Here is a 19,375-nt window from a genome sequence, read left to right on the forward strand (position 1 = left end):
GGCATCATCGCTGCGTACAGTCGGCGTTGAGCAGGCTCTGGGCGCGCATCTGCGCCAGCGGGAGCATGTCCTCCAGCGGCTGACCCTCAATGATCTGACGCAGCGCGTTCGACAGCTCCGCCTGCACGCACGGCCAGCCGCTCAGCAACGGCGCCGGCCGGGCGACCGGCGCAATCTGCCGCAGCGCTTGAATGCGCAGCGCGTCGAGCGGCTCTTCGGGGTTCAGATCCATCGCGGCGAGCGCGGAGATGCGCGCCGGAATCTCCTCGGCTTCCATCGCCCACTGCGCGGTCTGTTCCGCCTCCAACAGCCAGCGGATGAACTTCCACGCAGCGCGCCGGCGGTCGTCGGTCTTCCTCAGGACCACCCACAACGGCGCACGGATCGAAACGCTGGGTGAGTTCGTCGCCGAAGGCCATGTGCCTACGTCCAGGCCGAAGTTGCTGCGTTCGCGCACCGTCTGCACGAAGTCGCGCAGATGCTCGGTCGAAGTGAACGCCAGCAGCACGCGCGCCGCGGCGAATTCGTCGCGGCTTCGCTCCGGCGTGATCGTCCGGTATGCACGTCCCGACTGCAAGTAGTTGAGCAGCGCTTCGAGCGCTGATACCACGTTGGCTGAAGCAATTTGCACTTGTTGGGTCAGCGGGTCGTAGATCGGCGCGCCATGCGCATACAGCCAGTCCTCGGCCGAGGGGGCGTTCGGGTCGAAGCCAAAGCACGTTGTGCCGGCAATGCGATCGGTCGCGCCGTCGCAGACCTTGCCGAATGTCTCCCAATCCGCCGGCATCTCGGCCTGCCCCAGCGAACCCATCCAGTCTCGGTTGCGCAGCATCACCTGCATCTCGCCGCCGAACGGCACGCCCAGCAATTGTCCTTGTGGCGCTCGCCCTGCCTGTTGCACAAACGGGAACAGGTCGGCCCGGTCGGCGGCGTCCCAGTGTATCGTCGCGTCTTCGCTGTCGGCGAACGGATCGAGTGGAGCCAGCAGCCCGCGCTGTGCGTAGAGTGCCGCTTCCGCCGGCTGGACGAGCACGAGGTCGGGCAATAAACTTGCTGCGGCGCCCTCCAGCAAAGCGCGATGCTGCGCTGCGGGATCGCGACGCTCGGGCACAATGACGACGCCCTCGCCGTTGGTCTGGTTCCACCGATCAACAAGACGCAAGAGGGCGCGTTCGCGCGCGCCGCTCAGGGTGTGCCATGCCACGATCACCCGTTGGGGCTGCACGTTGGCGCACGCGGTGAGCACGAGCAGGCTGAAGGCGAGCCACGCGTGCGCAGCCCGGCGTTTGCGGTTCAGTCTCATTCGGCCGCCCCTCCCGTTTCGAGCGGGATGACCGAGAACAATCCCCTGTCGTTGCGCGCCAAACGGCCCACGGGGTGGCGGGTGTCATGGCAGGAGATGAGCGCAGCGCCTCGCTCGAATGCCCAGCCCTGCCAGCGCCGTTTGGTCTCGATCGTCACCATGGGCAGCACGTCGTAGGCCGTGACCCAGGGCAAGCGCTCGAAATGGATCATAAATGGCGCCATGTCGCCGATGAGGAACACGGGCGGGGCCGTCTCGTCTGTGGAGGTGGATTCCACGATCACGCTTTGGTGGCCAGCGGTGTGGCCGGGTGTGGGCACCACGCGCACCGAGGCGGTGATTTGCGCCTCGCCGTCCAGCATCGTCAACACGCCGTGGCGCATGAGCGGCACGAAGTTCTCGGCGAAGTAGGTGTTGCGCGTGCGCTCGTTCGGATGGGTCGCGTCCACGTATTCCTGGCGCTGCACGTAGTAGCGCGCGTTGGTGAACGTCGGCGCAGGGTCGTGCGCCGACGCTGCTGCTTCGCCTATGGGCCGTGTGTGCGCGTCCAACGTCGTCGCCCAGCCGGCATGGTCGCCGTGCAGGTGGGTGAGGATCACGATGTCAATGTCTGCCGGGCGCAGGCCGCGCCGCGCGAGGTCGTCCAGGAGCGTGCCGTGTGGCCGTCGCACGTCGTACTGAGTCGCGATCAGGTCATTCGGCTTGTCGCCGACGCCGCAGTCCACCAAGATGCGCTTGCCGTCGGCCTCGATCAGCACGCAGCGCAATTCTTGCGGGACGCGGTTGAGGTCGTCGGGGGGCAACAGGTTCATCCACCGGACGCGCGGCACCAGCCCGAAGGCGCCGCCGCCGTCCCAGTAGGCGACGCCATCGCTGAGCAGGTGAATGCGCGCCCGGCCGCATCGCAGCGTGATTGGATTCGCGTTCATGATGGGTTCATGTCAACTATAGCGCGAGCAGCTTTGGAACGCCGCCGCTGAGCGCATTTCTCCACCGGGCGAGGCAATGCCTGCACAATCCATGCCGGCAGTGCCCTGGCCGCCTCTCACACTCCGCTGATCTTCTTGCGGTATGATGACGGGTGCATGAAAGTAGACGGCCGGGGCCCCGGAGCTACGGATTACCGGTTCACCGAACTCAGGAGAAATGGAATCATGGCAAAACCAGTCGTTCTGACCGATACCAACTTTGAAGAGATGGTGGAGAAGCGCAAGGGCGTGGTGCTCGTGGATTTCTGGGCGGAGTGGTGCGGCCCTTGCAAGATGATCGCGCCGATCGTCGAGCAGATCGCGGAGGAGAACGCCGGTAAATTGACCGTCGGCAAACTCGATGTGGACGCGAACGGCGAAACAGCGATGAGGTTCGGCGTGATGAGCATTCCGACGTTGATTTTGTTCAAGAATGGCGAACCGGTGGAGCGCCTCGTCGGCTATCGCCCCAAAGAGCAACTCATGGCGAAGATCCGCCCGCATTTGAGCTGAACACTCCGCATCGCCGCTCCGGGCATCGGATCACGTCCGTGCTGCGCTCGGAGCGGTTTCCGTTGTGGGGCTTGGCTATGGCGTGGGGGTCGGCGGGCGGGCCTGCGAGGCGAGCGGCCGCGTGATGACCAGCACGACCTCGAGCTTATCGAAATCCACGCCAGGGCGCACGATCGCTTGGCGCGTCGTCTCGACATCCTGGCTGATCACGCGCTCGACGACGCCCACCGGCAACGCTTGAGGTAACGTGCCGCCCAGTCCGCTGGTCACGATCAAGTCGCCCGGTTTTAATGCTTCGCCTTGCGGCACATTCTGCAATAGGAGTATCCCTTCGCTCGTGCCGGCTACGGTGCCCGAGGCGCGCGATTCGATCAGCCGGACGTTGATGAACGACGCCGGATCGGTGAGCAATTGCACCTGTGACGTGGCGTAGCTCACTTCGCCCACCCGCCCCACCAAGGCTAATCCGCCGGCGACGACCGGCATGCCGACCTGGATGCCGTCGCGCTCCCCCACGTCTATGGTGATGTAGCGCACGAATGGGCTGACGTCGCCCGCAATGACGTTGGCGCACTTGCCCGCATCCGGCATGGTTGGCGCTTTGCCCTTGCAGCGGATTGCATCGGCAATGCCGATCACGTCGGCCCCCACCAGCTCATAAGCAGGGTTGTCGTTGGCGAAGTTGAGCAAGTCGCGGTACTGTTGGACCTCCGCCTGAAATTCGCGCAGGCGCACGTTCTCCGCTCGCAGCGCGGTCACCTCGCGCTGAAGCGCTTCGGCGCGAGCGCGCAGATCTATCAGTTCGCCGGTCGAGCGGAAGAAGTCGTTGATGACGCGCCTGGCGTTGCTCATCACCTGCTGGATGGGTCCGATGACCACCGAGAGGGGCCCCTGGGCGATTGGCGTCTGAGCGAGAAAGCCCAACAAGAGCAAGATCACGCTGATTGCTAGAAGCCCGAGGGCTAGGATAGGCGAATACGAACGGGGACGCCTCATAGCGCTTCAGCCGTGCGCAACGTGTCGTTGCCGCCCGCCGGCGTTTAGGCGACGCGCCTGGCGATGCTCGTCGCCGACCGCGAGGTGCTGTTGCGCTCCAACCCGACCAGCACCTGGCGCAGTTCATCCAAGTTTGCCAACACTGCTTCTGCGCCACGCGCGACGCAGGTGAGCGCATCCTCGGCGACCCAGGTGTGGATGTTGGTCTCGTCGGCGATGCGCTCAACTAGCCCCTGCAGCAGCGCACCGCCGCCGGCCAGTGCGATGCCGGTCTCCATCAGGTCGCTCACCAGCTCCGGCGGCGTCTCGTCCAGCGTGCTGCGCACCGTCTCAACGATGGTGTTGACCGAGTTCGACAATGCCTCGCGGATCTCGATCGAGGAGACCTCGACCGATTCCGGCAGGCCCGTCACCAGGTTGCGCCCGCGCAGCGTCATCGTCTTCTCTTCGGGCAGTGAAAAGGCGGAGCCAATCGCGATCTTGATTTTCTCGGCCATGCGCTCGCCGATCAACAAATTGTATTTCTGCCGCGCGTAGTTGATAATGTCCTCGTCCATCTCGTCGCCGGCGACGCGGATGGATCGGCTGACCACGATGCCGCCTAGGGAGAACACGGCGACTTCAGTCGTGCCGCCGCCGATGTCCACCACCATCGAACCGTGCGCTTCAGTCACCGGCAGGCCAGCGCCAATCGCTGCGGCCATCGGCTCTTCGATCAGATAGACCTCGCGCGCACCGGCGGAGAGCGCTGCGTCGTACACTGCGCGCTTCTCCACTTCCGTCACGCCAGAGGGGATGCCGATCACCACGCGCGGCCGAGGCACGTTGAACAGGTTGCGACTGTGCGCCTTGCGAATGAAGTAATCCAGCATCGCCTCGGTGACCTCAAAGTCGGAAATCACGCCGTCGCGCAGCGGACGAATGGCGACAATCTTGGCGGGTGTGCGGCCTACCATCTCCTTAGCTTCGGCACCGACGGCAAGCACCTGGCGCGTTTTGCGATTGATAGCGACCCATGAAGGCTCGTTGATCACAATGCCCTGTCCGCGAACGGCAACGAGGGTGTTGGCTGTGCCCAAGTCAATCCCCAGGTCAAGCGAGAATAACCCAAGGAATCGGTCTATGATGCTTGGCATGTCTCAGTCCTCATCAACCAGTCGGTTGTCCGGGCAGTACGCCGATGCCCCCATCTTGGATTGGCGCGCAAGGCGGTTGGCAGGCCCTCCGCCTGCGCGCGTGTGGAATCCGTTGTCGGGTGCCGGGATGCACGGTATAACCAAGGCTATTATAGTTGGCCTGCCTGTACACGGCTTCTGCCGAATCGAGTCTTTCTCGGCGCGCGGCCTGAGGGCGCGCGCCGGAGGTTCAGTCATCCACAGGAGATTCACAAAATTATGCTCTTCGATTCACAGGTTGCTTTCATAGGCGGTGGGGTGATGGGCGAGGCGATCATCAAAAGCCTGCTTCGCTCCGGTACATTGCAGCCCGCTCAAATCACGCTCTCCGAGCCGAACACCGACCGGCGCGCCCTGGTCAGCGACCAGTATCACGTGCATGCCTACGCCGACAACGCCAGTTGCGCGCACCACGCCGATGTGGTCGTGCTCGCCGTCAAGCCTCAGGTGATGGATGAGGTGCTTGAAGACCTGCGCGGCGCGATCCGGCCGGAGGCGCTGATCTTCTCGATCGCCGCCGGCATCTCCATCGCGACGCTGCGCGAAGGGCTAGGCGGCCACCAGCACATCGTTCGCGCGATGCCCAATACGCCAGCGCAGATCGGCCAGGGCATCTCGGTTTGGACGTGCACCGATGCAGTCACCGACGTGCAGCGCGAGCAAGCCATACAGATCCTCAAGGCGATGGGAGAAGAAATTTTCGTCGAGGATGAACAGTACCTGGACATGGCGACGGCGCTCAGCGGCACCGGCCCAGCTTATGTTTTCTTGTTCATGGAAGCACTGATAGACGCCGGCGTCCACATGGGCTTCTCGCGGCCCATCGCCGAGCGGCTGGTGATTCAGACCATCCGGGGAAGCATCGAGTACGCCGCTGCTTCTAAGCTGCACGCGGCGCAACTGCGCAACCAGGTCACTTCGCCGGGCGGCACGACTGCAGCGGCGCTCTACCAGCTCGAAAAGGGCGCCTTCCGCACGGTGATCTCCAAAGCGGTGTGGGCCGCCTACGAGCGCAGCGTGCAGTTAGGAAAGAAGAAGTAGGCTGCGGATGCAGGCGTCGCGCGTTTGGCCCGCTTCACTTCACGCGCAGCGGCGCGCCGGCGACGAGGAAGTAGGCTTCGTCGGCGGCGCGCATGACCATCTGGTTAGCCCGCCCGAGCGCGTCGCGATAGGCCCGCGCAGCCGGATGCTCGGGCACGATGCTCATGCCGACCTCGTTGCTGACGACGATCCAATGAGCGCTTGAGTCGCGCATGGCCGCGAGCAGGTCGCCCACCAGCGCGGCAGCCTCGTCCTCGGCGTTGGCCGGCAGGTGGCTGCCCATGAAGAGCGCGCCGCCGACGAAAAGCGACAGGCAATCGAGCAAGATGACCCGCGCGCCGTTAATTGCGCGCAATTGCGCGCGCCAGCGGTCGTCCAGCGTCACGGTCGGCCAGGTTTCCGGCCGGTTGGCGCGGTGTCGCCGGATGCGCTGCTGCATCTCTGCATCGGCGACGTCCTCGCGTAGCGTCGCCACGTAGCAAACGGCGTCCCCGCCGCATCGTTGCGCCAATTCCTGCGCAAAGGCGCTTTTGCCGCTGCGCGCGCCGCCAATGACGAAGGTGAGGTGCATCGTTGACATCGCGTCTGGGATTGCGGATTTCCAATCGCGGATTTCCGATCCGCCCATCGGAAGCGCCGCACATCGTAGATGGCAATGCTCAGATCGTCAACAGCCGATCAACCGCGCCCATCCTAATGGATTCCGTCCTCTCCGCCGCCGATGAGCGCAGGTCGCAGGCGTTTTCGCTGGACAGCCGGCTGCGCCGCGCGTTCTTCGAGCTGCCGGCCGGCACAATCTGGGAGCTGGCCGAGGCGTAAATTTATGCCCTCCGTCTGCAAGACGGCGTCATCTGCGCAGGTATCCAATGCACATCTAATCCTGCTTGAGCATGCTTCCGCGCTTGGGTGTAACCTAATCACGATGCGCTTGCGCGTGAAGAAAGCGTAACACGGCTCTCAGCGCGCTTTTAAACATGCGCCTATATATGCTGTTGGATCGTTACGGCTGATCAGAGCCGAGGCAAAAAGCCCTGCCGGAGGGGTGAAGGCGCAGCCTTCGCCCAACTTAGCCGCACTTCCCGCCGTCTCAGATCATGCGGTCGGCTTATCGGTCGGGAGTTGAAGGCGGCTCGCAAAAGGTAAGACGCAGAGCATACTGGAGGATAGTTATGATCCATGTTGAAGGCTTGAAGAAGTCTTATGGCGCAATCCAGGCGCTTCGCGGCGTGAGCTTTCAGGTGGCCGCCGGCGAGATCGTCGGCCTGCTCGGGCCAAACGGCGCCGGCAAGTCCACCATCATCAAAATCCTCACCGGCTATCTGCAGCCGGACGAGGGCATCGTCGAGGTGGACGGCCTGGATGTGCTCACTCAGCGGCTGGAAGTACAGGCGCGCCTGGGCTACCTGCCCGAGAATACGCCGCTATATCCCGACATGACCGTCCAGGCGTATCTCAGAATGATGGCCGACCTGCGCCGCATCCCCGAAGATAAACAACTGGAATATATCTCCGAGGCGGTGTATGCCACCGATATCGCCGGCTTCCTCAACCGGCCGATCGGCAAGCTGAGCAAAGGCATGCGCCAGCGCGTCGGCCTGGCCCAGGCTATCCTGCACAAGCCGCGCTTGCTCATCCTCGACGAGCCAACGATCGGCCTGGACCCGACGCAACTGGCAGAGATCCGGCAGCTCATCCGCCGGTTGGCGCAAAACAGCACCGTCCTCTTCTCCAGCCATATCCTGCCGGAAGTTGAGGCAGTCTGTCACCGCGCGATCATCATTATGAATGGCGAGATCAAGGCCGATGCGCGGCTGGCCGATTTGGCCGCCACCCACAACGCCATCGTTGCGTTGCAGCGGCCGGTCGCTGATTTCGACAAGGCGCTGCGCAGCATTCGCGGCGTGAAGCGCGTGGAGGCGCTGCCGGCGGCCAACGGCGCGCCACAGTATCGCGTGTACGGCGAAGGCGATGTGGACCTGTGCCCGGCGCTCTACGCAGCCGCGACGCAAATGAGCTGGCCGCTGCGCGAACTACGCGCCGACACGCGCACGCTGGAGAGCGTGTTCAACGAGCTGGCCACGCGCGGCTGACGCGCAGCCCATCCAGACGCGAGCATTTCAACGGGGTTGAGCATCACATGGAGATATTGCGTATGAAGACCATCCTGGCGATTGCGCGCAAAGAATGGAACAACTACTTCAGCTCACCGCAGGCGTTGATCTTCATCGGCGTGTTTCTGGCGGCGAGCCTGCTCGTCTTCTTCTGGGTCGAGACGTTCTTCGCCCGGGGCGTGGCCGAGATGCGCCCCTTGTTCCGCTGGATGCCGCTGCTGCTCATCTTCCTCGTCGCGGCGCTCACCATGCGCCAGTGGAGCGAGGAGCAACGCAGCGGCTCGCTGGAGATGCTGCTGACCCTGCCGGTGCCCGCCGGGCAACTGGTGGCCGGCAAGTTCCTGGCGGTGATGGGGCTTGTGGCGCTGGCGCTGGCGCTCACCTTGCCGCTCACGCTCACCGTGGCGCTGTTGGGCAACCTGGACTGGGGCCCGGTGATTGGCGGCTACATCGCGGCGCTGTTGATGGCCTCGGCCTATGCTGCGATCGGCTTGTTCGTCTCCTCACGCACCGATAACCAGATCGTCGCCTTGATTCTCACCGCCTTAGTGGGCGGGGCGTTTTACTTGATCGGCAGTCCCCTGGTGGTGGATTTCGTGAGCGGCAGCACGGCCGAGTTCTTCCGCGCGCTGGGCACCGGCAGCCGCTTCGAGAGCATCGAGCGCGGCGTGATTGACCTGCGCGACCTGGTTTACTACGTCACCCTGGCGCTGGTCTTCCTCACGCTGAACGCTTGGTCGCTGGACCGCAAGCGCTGGAGCGCCGGCCCGCGCTCGGCCGAATATCGGCGCGCCGCCCACTTGACGAGCGGCCTGGTCGCGCTGAACCTGATCGCCGTGAACGCATGGATGGGTCCGCTGCAGGCCCTGCGCGCCGACTTGACCGCCCAGCGCGAGTTCAGCCTCTCGGCGGCCACGCTGAATTTGCTCGCCGACCTGCAGGAGCCGCTGCTCATCCGTGCCTACATCAGCGAGAAGACCCACCCGCTGCTGGCCCCGCTGACGCCGCGCGTGCGCGACTTGCTTCAGGAATACCAGATTGCCGGGCGGGGGCGCGTCACCGCCGAGGTAGTGGACCCGATCACCGACCCGAACCTGGAGGCGGAGGCCGCGCGCACGTATGGCATCCAGCCTACGCCGGTGCAAGTGGCCGGCCGTTACGAGGCGTCCATCATTAACACCTACTTCGACATCCTGGTGCGCTACGGCGACCAAAGCACCGTGTTGAACTTCCGCGACTTGATCGAGGTGGAGCAGCGCCGCGACGGCACAGTCGACGTGCGCCTGCGCAACCTCGAATACGACCTCACCCGCGCCATCAAAAAGGTGACCAGCGGCTTCCGCGGCGTCGAGTCGGTCTTCGCTGCGCTCCAGCAGCCGGCCCGCCTGACCATCCTCGTCACTCGCCAGACGCTGCCCGAGGCGTTCAAGGACGTGCCGGCGCTGATGGAGAAGGTGGCCCAAGAGCTGCAGCAAAAATCCGGCGGCAAGTTCGAATACAAAGTGGTGGATCCCGACCAGCCCAACGTGACCTTCACCCGTCAGATACTAGCCGAACGCTACGGCTTGCGCCCCACACCGGTCTCGCTTTTCGGCTTGGAGTCGTTTTACCTGAACATGCTGTTGGAGATAGACGACAAGACCCAGCCCATCTATCCCGAAGGCGAGTTCACCGAGTCATCCATTCGCACCGCGCTGGAGTCGGCATTGAAGCGCAACGTCGGTGGTTTCCTCAACGTCATCGGTTTGTGGACGCCGCCCGCGCCGCCCAGCATGTTCGGCGCACCGAACCCAAACCCCTGGCAGCTCATTCGCGAGCAACTGAGCCGCGAATATACTGTGCGCGACGTGGACCTCTCCACCGGCCAGGTGCCGCCCGACGTGAATGCGCTTCTCGTCATCGGCCCGCGCAACCTGGACGACAAAGCGCGCTACGCCATTGACCAGTACCTGATGCAAGGCGGCGCGGTGGTCATCGCCGGCGGCAACTACGCGCTGATGCTCGGCTTCGGCTCGCCCATCCTCGAGCCGGTGCAGAGCGGGCTGGCCGAGATGCTGGCGCACTACGGGGTGAGGCTCGGCAGCGGCCTGGTGATGGATCCGCAGAACGAGCCATTCCCGGTGGAGGTCAACCGCAACATCGGCGGTTTGATCGTGCGCGAGATCCAAGCGGTGAATTACCCGTTCTTCGTGGATGTGCGTCCCAACGGCATGGATCGCGCCAGCCCGATTGTATCGCGGCTGCCGGCTGTCACGATGAATTTCGTCTCGCCGATCGAGGTGGATGAGCAGAAGAACGCGAATCGCAAGGTGACGTTGCTGCTCCGCTCCACCGATCAATCCTGGGTGCGCAACAACACGAACGTTCAGCCCGACTTTCAGACTTACCCCGAATTTGGCTTTCCAGTGGAGGGCGAGCGCAAATCGCGCAATCTAGCCGTTGCCATTCAGGGGAGCTTCGAGAGTTTCTTCAAGGGCAAGCCCTCGCCTTTGCAGGCCACACCCACGCCGGCCCCGACGCCTGCGCCAGGCGCTACGCCCGAGCCTACGCCGACGCCAGCGCCGGTGCGCCCGGTCGGCGCCACCGTCGAGCAATCGCCCGACACAGCGCGCCTGGTGGTCATCGGCAGCGCCGACTTCTTGAACGATGCGCTGCTGAACCTCTCGGCGCAGCTCGGCCAACAACGTTACTTGAACAACTTGCAATTCATGCAAAACGTGGCCGACTGGACGGTGGAAGAGTTGGACTTGCTGGACATCCGCACGCGCGGCACGGTGACGCGCGCATTGCGCCCGTTGACCGAAGGGGAGCGTCGCGCGTGGGAGATCGCCAACTACGCTGTGGTGGTGGCCGCGTTGTTCGCGATCGGCTTGATCTGGCAGTTGCGCCAGCGCGCCGAGCCGCCCATGCAACTTGCGCCGGCGACCGTCCCAATCCGCGCCGGCGACGTTCGTGCGCCGCAAAAGGAGGGAAGATAAACGATGAATCGCCGCAACCAGATTCTCGCCATCTTGCTGGCCGTCCAGATTGTCGTGACGGCCATCGCGCTCGTGCTCCCTGCGCAGGCGTCTAACCGCACGCTGAAGCCGCTGATGACTCAGGTCACCGCAGCCGACGTGACGGCTTTGACCATCCAGGAACGGCCCGATCGTCGTGTGCACATCGCTAAACAGGGCGATGCTTGGGTGCTGCCGGATGTCGAAGACTTTCCGGTGAACGCGACAAAGGTCACCGAGCTGCTGGATAAGTTGGCCGGCATCCAAGTGGGTCAGCCGGTGGCGACGACGGCGACCAGCCACGCGCGCTTGCAAGTGAGCGAAGAGAACTTCGCGCGGCGTGTGGACCTGACCACGAAGGCCGGCGACCGGACGTTGTTCCTCGGCTCGGCGCGCGGCGGCAGCTCGCACGTGCGCCTGGGCGGCTCGGATGATGTCTTCCTCACCCCGAAGCTGGCCACGTACGATGTGCCGAGCGACCTGGGAAGCTGGATCAACACCACTTACTTCACTGTCACCGAATCGGCAGTGGGGCAGGTTGCACTTGCCAACATCAGCGGCACGCTTCAGTTCCAGCGCAACGTGAGCGACGTTTGGGAGTTCAAGGGGCTGGCAGCCGGCGAGCGCTTCAACCCTAGCCGCTTGGAGACCATCCTCAGCCGCGTGTCGTCGCTCTACATGGTGCGCCCGCTGGGCAAGACCCCCAAGCCGGCGTATGGCTTCGACCGGCCGACGGCAACCCTCACGCTCACGCTCAAGTCCGACCTGTCCAGCTTGGCGCCGCTGGTGTTGCAGATCGGCGCGAAGCAAGAGAGCGACAGCGCCTATGTCGTCAAGGCGAGTAATTCGCCCTGGTATGTGCTGGTGAACAGCTTCATCGTCGAGGACATCGTAAACGCCAAACGCGAGGACTTTGTGGAGCCAGAGCCAACGATTACGCCGCCGCCCACGCTCACACCGCCGCCCACGCCAACGCCGTGAAGTGATGCCCCAGCGGGATAAGCCATAGACCGTGTGCGCGGGCGCTGCCGGGGCCAATACGCCGAGCTGATAACCCGGCCGGCTTGCGTCGCCATCCGCATTGCCGGCCCCGGGTGAAAGGCAGTGAGTTCGTTGCCAAGCCTAGACCAAATGTCCGCAGCGGGAGCGACTTGTACGAGCGCTTTGTGGGACGGCACATTTTTGCAGGCCCCAAAAGGCAATCCTTGGCGGGGGAGGATAAAACCGCTCCTGGGACGATGAGCTAGCGCACAGTTTGTTCCTGCCCTACTCCCCTGTCACCCGGCCAGGAGAGGGTGACCAACTGACGTAGAAATCCCGCGCGCAGTTGTCTCGGTCGCTGCCGGGCGGGTAGCGCTTGAGCGACGCCCCCCACGGGAAGGCGTCCTCTGGGGCCAATGGGAAGGGGATCACATTTGCGCGCGGCTCCCCGCCCCAGGCCGCGCTATCCACCGGCGCGCCGTCGGGCCTCAGCAGCAAGACCTCATCTTGCGCGTTTCCCAGCGCCAGGCCGAAACCGTCCCAGGCGCTCACCGGAATCAGGTCCGGCACCAGCAGGTCGCAGTCCGTCCACTCATAGGCTGGGTTGAAGCCGTAAGCGCGGGCGAAGTTCGTCGCGCAGGCTGCCAGCAGCATCACCTGCCCCCTTAGGAGTTGCGCTCCCGACGGCAAGGCGTATCGGCCGTCCCCATAATCCCCGATGTTGACGGCATCCCCGATCGTCCAGCCGGCGATGCTCACCGTCGGGCCGGGGTTGTGGAGTTCTATCCACTCGTACCCCGCGTCAGGGCCGACGGGGTTGATGAAGACTTCGCTCACCAACGGGTAGTCAGCCGGAGGGAGGTAGTCCAACATCGCCATTGGGAGATATAGGGGAAAGACCAGCGGCGCGTGCGCGCGCGCCCAGTCGTGCTCAAAAACGTTCATCAGAAAGTCGTAGGCCTCGGCAGAGGCCAGTTGCAGCGCCAACTCGCGGTTGGCTTTGTTGGACGTCTCGGTGCCGTTGACGCTGCCGATATGCGCCCACTTCTCGCCACCGACCCGCACGAAGAAGGCCTTGGCGTGAACGCCCAGCCCTGTCACGTTCCCCAGGCGACAGGAGAGGAGGATGGACTCCGCCCGGGCCAGGCCGTTCAGATACAGGCAAGCGGCGAGGTTGGCGCCGGTGTCGTAGTACTTGTCCAGCAACAGCCGCACCGCTGCACCCCGGCGGGCCGCTGCCACCATCGCTGCTATGCGGGGATTCAGCCCGACATCCCCCACTCCAGCGGTCCACGTGACTGACTCGTTCAGTTGCATCGCGGCGACCGAATTCCCCGCGCCGGCTCGGCTCAGCAACCCCAGCAGGCCGTCGTCGGGGCGGAGGAGATGCTCGGGACCGTGTAGGACAGTGAGGGTAGTCGCGGTCGTCGCCAGCAATTGGCTGAAGGGCGCCGTGTAGGTAGTCCAATCAGGTGGGGGCAGGGGGACGTAGCCGGCGGGTGGTGCGTGGGTGGCATCATCGTACAGCACGATGTCTGCGTGGGTCGGGTCGGCGTCCCGTCGGAAGAGGTCCACCAGCCGAGCCACGACGCCGGGGCTATCCGTCGCTAACAGGAAGCCTCGGTGGCCCGCTGTGCCGTTGACGATGAGATCCGAAGGCATGGAGCGCTCGGTGAAGTTGTCGGTGCTGACCAACGCCAGGCGGTCGTCCACCAGGATGTACTTGGCATGGTGGAAGCGGTAACGCGCGCCCCTCTGCCCGATGAAGTACACCGTGGAATTGGGTGGGGTGTGCAACCGCTGCGCGATCCACTTCTCATCGAGCGACATTCCGCCGGTGGGCGCGCTCTCTAGGAGGATGGTCACCATCACCCCAGCCTGGATGCGCTCGCGGATCGCCTCGTAGAGGGGGATGCTCTCCAGGGTGTAGGCCGCGATCTTCAGGGAATGCCGCGCTGCGCTAATGGTCTGGCGGGTGAGGGAAAGAGCACCCTCGGGGACGACGGCGACCGTCACCCGCGCCGATGCAGTGATTTCGGCGGGGAAGAAGAGGTCTTCCAAGTCCCAGCCGGGGTAGCGGAGTTTGCGACCCAATAGGGGATCAGCGGGGTCCTGAGCCCAGTCAGCAGCTCGGTCGGTGTCGGGGACGGGGAAGCCGGTGGCAGGGTCCAGTTTGCGGTAGAGGACCTGTCCGGGGGCAAAGCCAGGGTACGGGTAGGGAATGGCCGGGCCGTCCCAGCCCTGGGTGGCAGAGCCGCTGCCATAGGCCAGCGCGTCCACCACAGTCGTGCCGGAGACCAGATAGGCCGCCTCGCCGCCATCGGTGAAGCCGGGCCAAGAGCCCGGGAGGGACGGGAGCGAGCGCTCGCTTACGCTGTCGGCCCAATCCGCATCAAAGCCCCAAATCGGGTAGAAGCTGTCGCCGTTCTGGGCCAACCAAAGGACGCGGCCGGGACCGATTTCAGCCCCGGCGGGGAAGCAGACGCGGGAGGTGGAGGCCGGAGCATCGTCCAGACACCAGCCGGCAAGAGTGGCCGTGTATGAGCCGAGGTTGGCCAGGGCTGCTGCTTCGCCGCCCCCAGAGTAATTGACAGGGGCCAGCGCATAGAGACGGACGGCGGGAAGGACGGGCGCGCTCCAGGACGCGGTGGCGATCCCTCCGCTCGATTCGGTTGCAGTGGCGACGAGGGCCGGCGTGCCGGAGAGGGCTGCCCCGGCACGCAGTGCGACCGTGATGAGGATGGACGCACCGGGTGGGAGGTCGCCCACATCCCAGCGGAGGAGGTCTGGCGCAGGCCGGCTGAAGGGCAAGGGCGCAGTCTGCGTGATGAAATCTACTTCCGCCGGCAGCGCGTCGGTGAGGACAACAGCGGAGGCGGTCAGGTCGCCAGTATTGCCCAGGCTGAAGACAGCGCTGAAGGCCGCGCCGGCCAGGATGACCGGCGGGCCGCTGCGGGCCAACGTCAGCGCCGGCGCAGAGGGCTGAATCTGGGTGACAGCCTGGGCAAAGTTGTTCGTTGTTGTCACCTCCGGCGTGGCGGTGGTAGCCTCGGCGGCATTGGTGATCACCGCTGCCCCCGGCGTCTCCGTGACCTGCGCGGTGACGGTGATGAGGGCAGAAGTTGCGGCGGGGGGGAGGTCGCCCATCTCCCAGACCAGCGTGGCGAGGCCGAGCTGAGTGAAAGTGTAGGGTGAGGTCTGAGTCATAAAGGCCAGTTCTGTCGGAAGCGTGTCGGTAAGATGGACGGCGGCAGCGGTGAGCGAGTAAGCGTTCCGCACCAACAGGGTGTAGGTCACCAGTCCGCCGGGGCGGGCCGGCGCAGGCGCGGATTTCTCCACCACCAGGTCGGCGCGGGAGATGGAGTTGCGGGCTTTCGGCGTCCCGTTGATAGGATTACCCGAGGCGTCCAGGCCGTTGCGGGTAAGGCCGTCGTTGGAGGCCCAGTTGGCGTCGGTGTCAGGTGCGGCGGGGTCTATGCGCTCCATGGAGCGATAGCCTGCTCCGCTAGAGCCGGCGGGCCATGCGCCCCCGTTGCCATTGGCGGTGTCTATGACCTGGCCCAGGGGAGTGGTGAGCGTGAGGATTTCGCCCGAGTTGCTCAGGCCGGAGCCGAAATTGCCGACCCAATCGGCAGGTGTATCGGAGATGGCCTGGTCGGTGCCACGTTCGATAAGGTAGTAGCCGAAGACCGGGATGATCCCGCTGAGGGTGATGCTGGGCCCGCCGTCGGAGGAGACAAGCTGCCAGCCGTCCAGGGAGATGGGCTGGTCGGTGGTGTTGTAGAGTTCAATCCACTCGTGGGCAGCGTTGGCAGCAGTGCCGCCCCAGGCCACTTCGTTGATGACGACGGCGCCCGCGGAGGTATGAACGCCGGCTATCCCAAGCTCGGCGCCCAGGGGCACAGGACGCTGAAGCAGCGCTTCTTCCTCTTGTCCTTCAGCCTGGCCGAGGGTGAGGAGAATTAAAGCCAAGCCGACTAAGCTCAGGCAAAGGGCGAGGGAGATTTTGTGACGCGATCGCATGGTGACCGTCCATTGTCTCTTGAAACGCCGTGCCTGTAACGACATTGTCCTGCACGGCTTCACGCATCCAACGCCATCCAGCCAGGCGCTTGACCCAGGGTGTACGCATCAGAAATTGTAAGGTTTTACGCAGCGAAAGCCAAGACCGCCGGAAGTCATCGTTGCGTGCACGCAGGCGTTGTCTTCTCGCGGAGCGCTCCACACCGCCGCGCATGGTTGCCTTTGAGCGCACACACACGCGCCCCCGCGCCTCTGGAGTTGGCACATGTTTCGCTTATCGGCACTGCCCACGACAGCGATGATCGCCAGGACGTCACATACCACAATGGGTAACGCTTTCCCAGATCGCGACGGAAGTCTGGAATCTGTTTGGCTTGCCCGTCCGGCAATGTGATGGCTCAAAGTGTCTCATCACTCATCGCCGTGATTACCCCCTGATGTGATGCGTAAGCTCTGGACTGTCCGCTCGTGCGCTTTTCAGCCGGCAGGCGCGGCGCTAGAATGCCCGCTATGAGTGCTCTCGACCCTAAACGCACCATCCAAGAATTGCAAGAGCTGCGCGCGTTGACCAGCGACCCCAACACCGGCGGCGCGATGCGCGTGGCATGGACCGATACCTGGCTGAAGGCGCGCGATTGGCTGCGCGAAAAGGCCAGCGGCATGCCCTTAGAGATTCACAACGACGAAGCCGGCAACACCTGGTATACCCTGCCCGGCAAGAGCAAGAAAGCACTGCTGATCGGCGGGCACATGGACAGCGTGCCGAATGGCGGTTGGCTGGACGGCTGCTTGAATGTGCTTGCCGGCCTGGAAGTGTTGCGGCGCATCAACGATCAGTACCAGGGGAGGCCGCCGATCACCGTGCGGCTGGTGGACTGGGCAGATGAGGAAGGCGCGCGCTTCGGGCGCAGCCTGCTCGGCTCCAGCGCCTGCAGCGGTCACGCCACGCCCAACGCAGACCGCAACCGCACCGACAAAGACGGCATCCGGCTCGAAGACGCCCTGCGGCGCTGCGGTGTGGACATTGACCAAATGGGCAAAAGCAAGAAAGAGCTGAAGAATGCCGCCGCTTACTTGGAGCTGCACATCGAGCAAGGGCCGGTGTTGGAAAGCCTGGGGTTGCCGCTGGGCGCCGTGCTTGGCACGTTTGGCGTCGAGCGCCATGCCATCAAGTTCATCGGCCAGGCGGCCCACTCCGGCAGCACGCCGATGGACAAGCGACGCGACGCGCTGGCTGCTGCGGCCAAGCTGGCGCTGGAGATCCGCCCGATTGCCCACAAGTACGGCGGCGTGTGCACCGTCGGCAGTTGCGTCACCAAGCCCGGCATCGTCACCGCCGTCGTTGGCGAGTGCGACATCACCCTCGACCAGCGCAACCTGAGCGCGAGCAAGCTGGCGCGCATGTACAACGACGCCGTCAAGGCCAGCAAGCGCTTCGCCAAAGAGGAAAAGTGCGAGGTGAGCTGGAGCCACATCTGGAACATCGAGCCGATCCTTTTCAACAAAGACCTGATCAAGATGTGCTACGACAGTTGCGTCGAAGTGGCCGGCAAAGCGCATAAGCTTCCCAGCGGACCGCTGCACGACGCCGCCGAAGTGGCGCGCGCCGGCGTGCCCACCGTGATGATGTTTGTGCAGAGCCTGCGCGGCATCTCCCACAACCCCATCGAGGACACCAAGTTGGAGCACGTCGAAATGAGCGTGCGCGCGCTGGACCGGCTGGCCGACAAAGCCATGGCGTGGATTCAGCGTGGGTAAGCGGCACACACGGTAAACAGCGCACAAAGCGCGCAGGCCGCCGGGATGGCCATCCTCGGCGGCCTGCGTGTTTGGCGCGACCAGCCCCTGGCCCGCTTCATGGATACAGGCGGTTGAGCAGGCGCGGGAACGGCGATGCCTCACGCACGTGTTCAATGCCGCAAATCCACGCCACCGTGCGCTCCACCCCTAAGCCGAATCCGCTGTGCGGCACGCTGCCGTATTTGCGCAGCTCGACATACCACTTGTAGGGCTCCATCGGCAAACCGTGTTCGCGGATGCGTCGCTCGAGCAGCGCGCCATCGCTGATGCGCTCGCTGCCGCCGATGATTTCGCCGTAGCCTTCCGGGGCGAGTAAGTCGGCGCTCTTGCACACTTCCGGCCGGTCAGGATACGGTTCCATATAAAACGCCTTCACCGCGCTGGGGAAGCCGGTGACGAACACCGGCTTATCGTAGAGCTGCGTCAGCGCCGTCTCGTGCGGGCTGCCGAAATCCGTGCCCCACTCGATGCGCAGCAGGTCCGGGTCCTCGATGCCCTGCAGCGGCGTCCCGTCGTAAGCGGTGACGGTCTCGCCGGCCTTCATCCGCACGTGCATCTCCTGCAGCGTCCGCACGGCGTCATCATAGGTGATGCGCGGGAAGGGCGGCGCGACGCGCTGTAGCCGGCCCACGTCGCGGCCGAGCAGCTTGAGCTCGTTGGCGTTCTCGCGCAGGCAGGTCTGCACCACGTAGCTGACGAACTGCTCCTCGATCTCCAGGAGCTGCTCGAGGTCGCAGAACGCGATTTCCGGCTCCACCATCCAGAATTCGGTCAGGTGGCGGCGGGTCTTGCTCTTCTCGGCGCGGAAGGTCGGCCCGAAGCAATACACGCGGCCGAAGGCGAAGATGTTGGCTTCGTTGTAGAGCTGGCCGGTTTGCGCCAGATAGGCTTTCTCATCGAAGTAGGCCACCTCGAACAGGTTTGTCGTGCCTTCGGCAGCGCTGGGGGTAAGGATAGGCGTGCTCACTTCGATGAAGCCGTGGCCGTCCAACCAAGCGCGGATGGCGCGCATGACTGTGGCGCGCACGCGCAGCACCGCCCATTGTCGGGACGAGCGAATCCACAGGTGGCGGTGATCCATCAAAAATTCAACACCGTGTTCTTTGGGGCCGATGGGGTAATCCTCGGCGCGCTGGACGACCTCGAGCGATTGCACGTCCAGCTCATAGCCGCCCGGCACGCCTGGCGCGCGGGCATCGGCGCGGACGGCGCCGGTCACGATCAGGCTGCTTTCCTGCGGTAACTTGTCGGCGATGGCAAAAATCTCGTCGCCAACATTCGGGCGAAAGACTACGCATTGGCAGATGCCGGTGCCGTCGCGCACCTGAAGGAAGGCCAGCTTACCCTTGCCGGTTTTGTTATAGAGCCAGCCGCGCAGCGTGACGGCCTGGCCGACGTGTTGCGGGAGCGCAGCGATGGAGACGATGGGTGCGTGCATGGCCGCGATTCTATACGCGCTCGAGACAAG

The 19,375-nt window shown here is 64.3% G+C and carries 14 protein-coding genes; 7 read left to right on the forward strand and 7 right to left on the reverse strand.

Features of this window, described 5'->3' with window-relative positions; all coding sequences use genetic code 11:
* Positions 1-4: 4 nt before the first annotated feature.
* Positions 5-1,303 carry an ABC transporter substrate-binding protein gene (locus GXH28_RS02705; protein WP_169237476.1) on the reverse strand — a complete coding sequence of 433 codons (1,299 nt, stop codon included), beginning with the start codon at positions 1,301-1,303 and terminating at the stop codon, positions 5-7.
* On the reverse strand, positions 1,300-2,232 hold the full coding sequence (locus tag GXH28_RS02710; protein ID WP_169237477.1) for an MBL fold metallo-hydrolase: 933 nt from the start codon (positions 2,230-2,232) through the stop codon (positions 1,300-1,302). The genes GXH28_RS02705 and GXH28_RS02710 overlap by 4 nt, the downstream gene beginning before the upstream one ends.
* A 225-nt stretch (positions 2,233-2,457) precedes the next feature.
* Here GXH28_RS02710 and trxA point away from each other — a divergent pair, with 225 nt between their 5' ends.
* The gene (gene trxA / locus GXH28_RS02715) at positions 2,458-2,784 is read left to right on the forward strand and encodes a thioredoxin (RefSeq protein WP_169237630.1); all 327 of its coding nucleotides are present in this window, start codon (positions 2,458-2,460) and stop codon (positions 2,782-2,784) included.
* A gap of 75 nt (positions 2,785-2,859) precedes the next feature.
* Here trxA and mreC read toward each other — a convergent pair whose 3' ends face one another.
* Both mreC and GXH28_RS02725 read right to left on the reverse strand, forming a co-directional pair.
* The gene (mreC, locus tag GXH28_RS02720; RefSeq protein ID WP_169237478.1) at positions 2,860-3,723 is read right to left on the reverse strand and encodes a rod shape-determining protein MreC; all 864 of its coding nucleotides are present in this window, start codon (positions 3,721-3,723) and stop codon (positions 2,860-2,862) included.
* 101 nt (positions 3,724-3,824) lie between these two features.
* Positions 3,825-4,916, reverse strand: a complete 1,092-nt coding sequence (locus tag GXH28_RS02725) for a rod shape-determining protein (protein WP_206156693.1) — start codon at positions 4,914-4,916, stop codon at positions 3,825-3,827.
* A 258-nt stretch (positions 4,917-5,174) separates the two neighbouring features.
* Between GXH28_RS02725 and proC the strand changes: the two genes are divergently transcribed.
* The gene (proC, locus tag GXH28_RS02730; protein WP_169237479.1) at positions 5,175-5,996 is read left to right on the forward strand and encodes a pyrroline-5-carboxylate reductase; all 822 of its coding nucleotides are present in this window, start codon (positions 5,175-5,177) and stop codon (positions 5,994-5,996) included.
* Positions 5,997-6,030: 34 nt separating this feature from the next.
* On the opposite strand, the gene cobU is transcribed toward proC, so the two are convergent.
* On the reverse strand, positions 6,031-6,576 hold the full coding sequence (cobU, locus tag GXH28_RS02735) for a bifunctional adenosylcobinamide kinase/adenosylcobinamide-phosphate guanylyltransferase (RefSeq protein ID WP_240550135.1): 546 nt from the start codon (positions 6,574-6,576) through the stop codon (positions 6,031-6,033).
* 116 nt (positions 6,577-6,692) lie between these two features.
* On the opposite strand from cobU, the gene GXH28_RS16600 reads away from it, so the two are divergent.
* The 4 genes from GXH28_RS16600 (at position 6,693) to GXH28_RS02750 (ending at position 12,084) form a co-directional block, all read left to right on the forward strand.
* Positions 6,693-6,815, forward strand: a complete 123-nt coding sequence (locus tag GXH28_RS16600; protein ID WP_255464503.1) for a hypothetical protein — start codon at positions 6,693-6,695, stop codon at positions 6,813-6,815.
* 368 nt (positions 6,816-7,183) lie between these two features.
* Positions 7,184-8,086, forward strand: coding sequence for an ABC transporter ATP-binding protein (locus GXH28_RS02740; protein ID WP_169237480.1), 903 nt, complete (start codon positions 7,184-7,186; stop codon positions 8,084-8,086).
* A 47-nt stretch (positions 8,087-8,133) separates the two neighbouring features.
* Entirely contained in the window at positions 8,134-11,085 is a 2,952-nt protein-coding gene (locus GXH28_RS16725) for a Gldg family protein (protein WP_169237481.1), read from the forward strand.
* Between the two features lie 3 nt (positions 11,086-11,088).
* Positions 11,089-12,084 (forward strand): DUF4340 domain-containing protein, encoded by a 996-nt coding sequence (locus tag GXH28_RS02750; RefSeq protein ID WP_169237482.1) that lies wholly within the window; start codon positions 11,089-11,091, stop codon positions 12,082-12,084.
* Between the two features lie 285 nt (positions 12,085-12,369).
* Here the strand turns inward: GXH28_RS02750 and GXH28_RS02755 are convergent, their stop codons facing one another.
* Positions 12,370-16,107, reverse strand: coding sequence for a lamin tail domain-containing protein (locus GXH28_RS02755; protein ID WP_169237483.1), 3,738 nt, complete (start codon positions 16,105-16,107; stop codon positions 12,370-12,372).
* Between the two features lie 510 nt (positions 16,108-16,617).
* Between GXH28_RS02755 and GXH28_RS02760 the strand changes: the two genes are divergently transcribed.
* Complete coding sequence (locus tag GXH28_RS02760) at positions 16,618-17,865, forward strand: Zn-dependent hydrolase (RefSeq protein WP_169237484.1); 1,248 nt, start codon at positions 16,618-16,620, stop codon at positions 17,863-17,865.
* Between the two features lie 97 nt (positions 17,866-17,962).
* Here GXH28_RS02760 and asnS read toward each other — a convergent pair whose 3' ends face one another.
* Entirely contained in the window at positions 17,963-19,345 is a 1,383-nt protein-coding gene (gene asnS / locus GXH28_RS02765) for an asparagine--tRNA ligase (protein WP_169237485.1), read from the reverse strand.
* Positions 19,346-19,375 lie beyond the last annotated feature (30 nt).

It is taken from the genome of Candidatus Roseilinea sp. NK_OTU-006, assembly GCF_012931985.1.
GTDB lineage: Bacteria > Chloroflexota > Anaerolineae > J036 > Brachytrichaceae > JAAFGM01.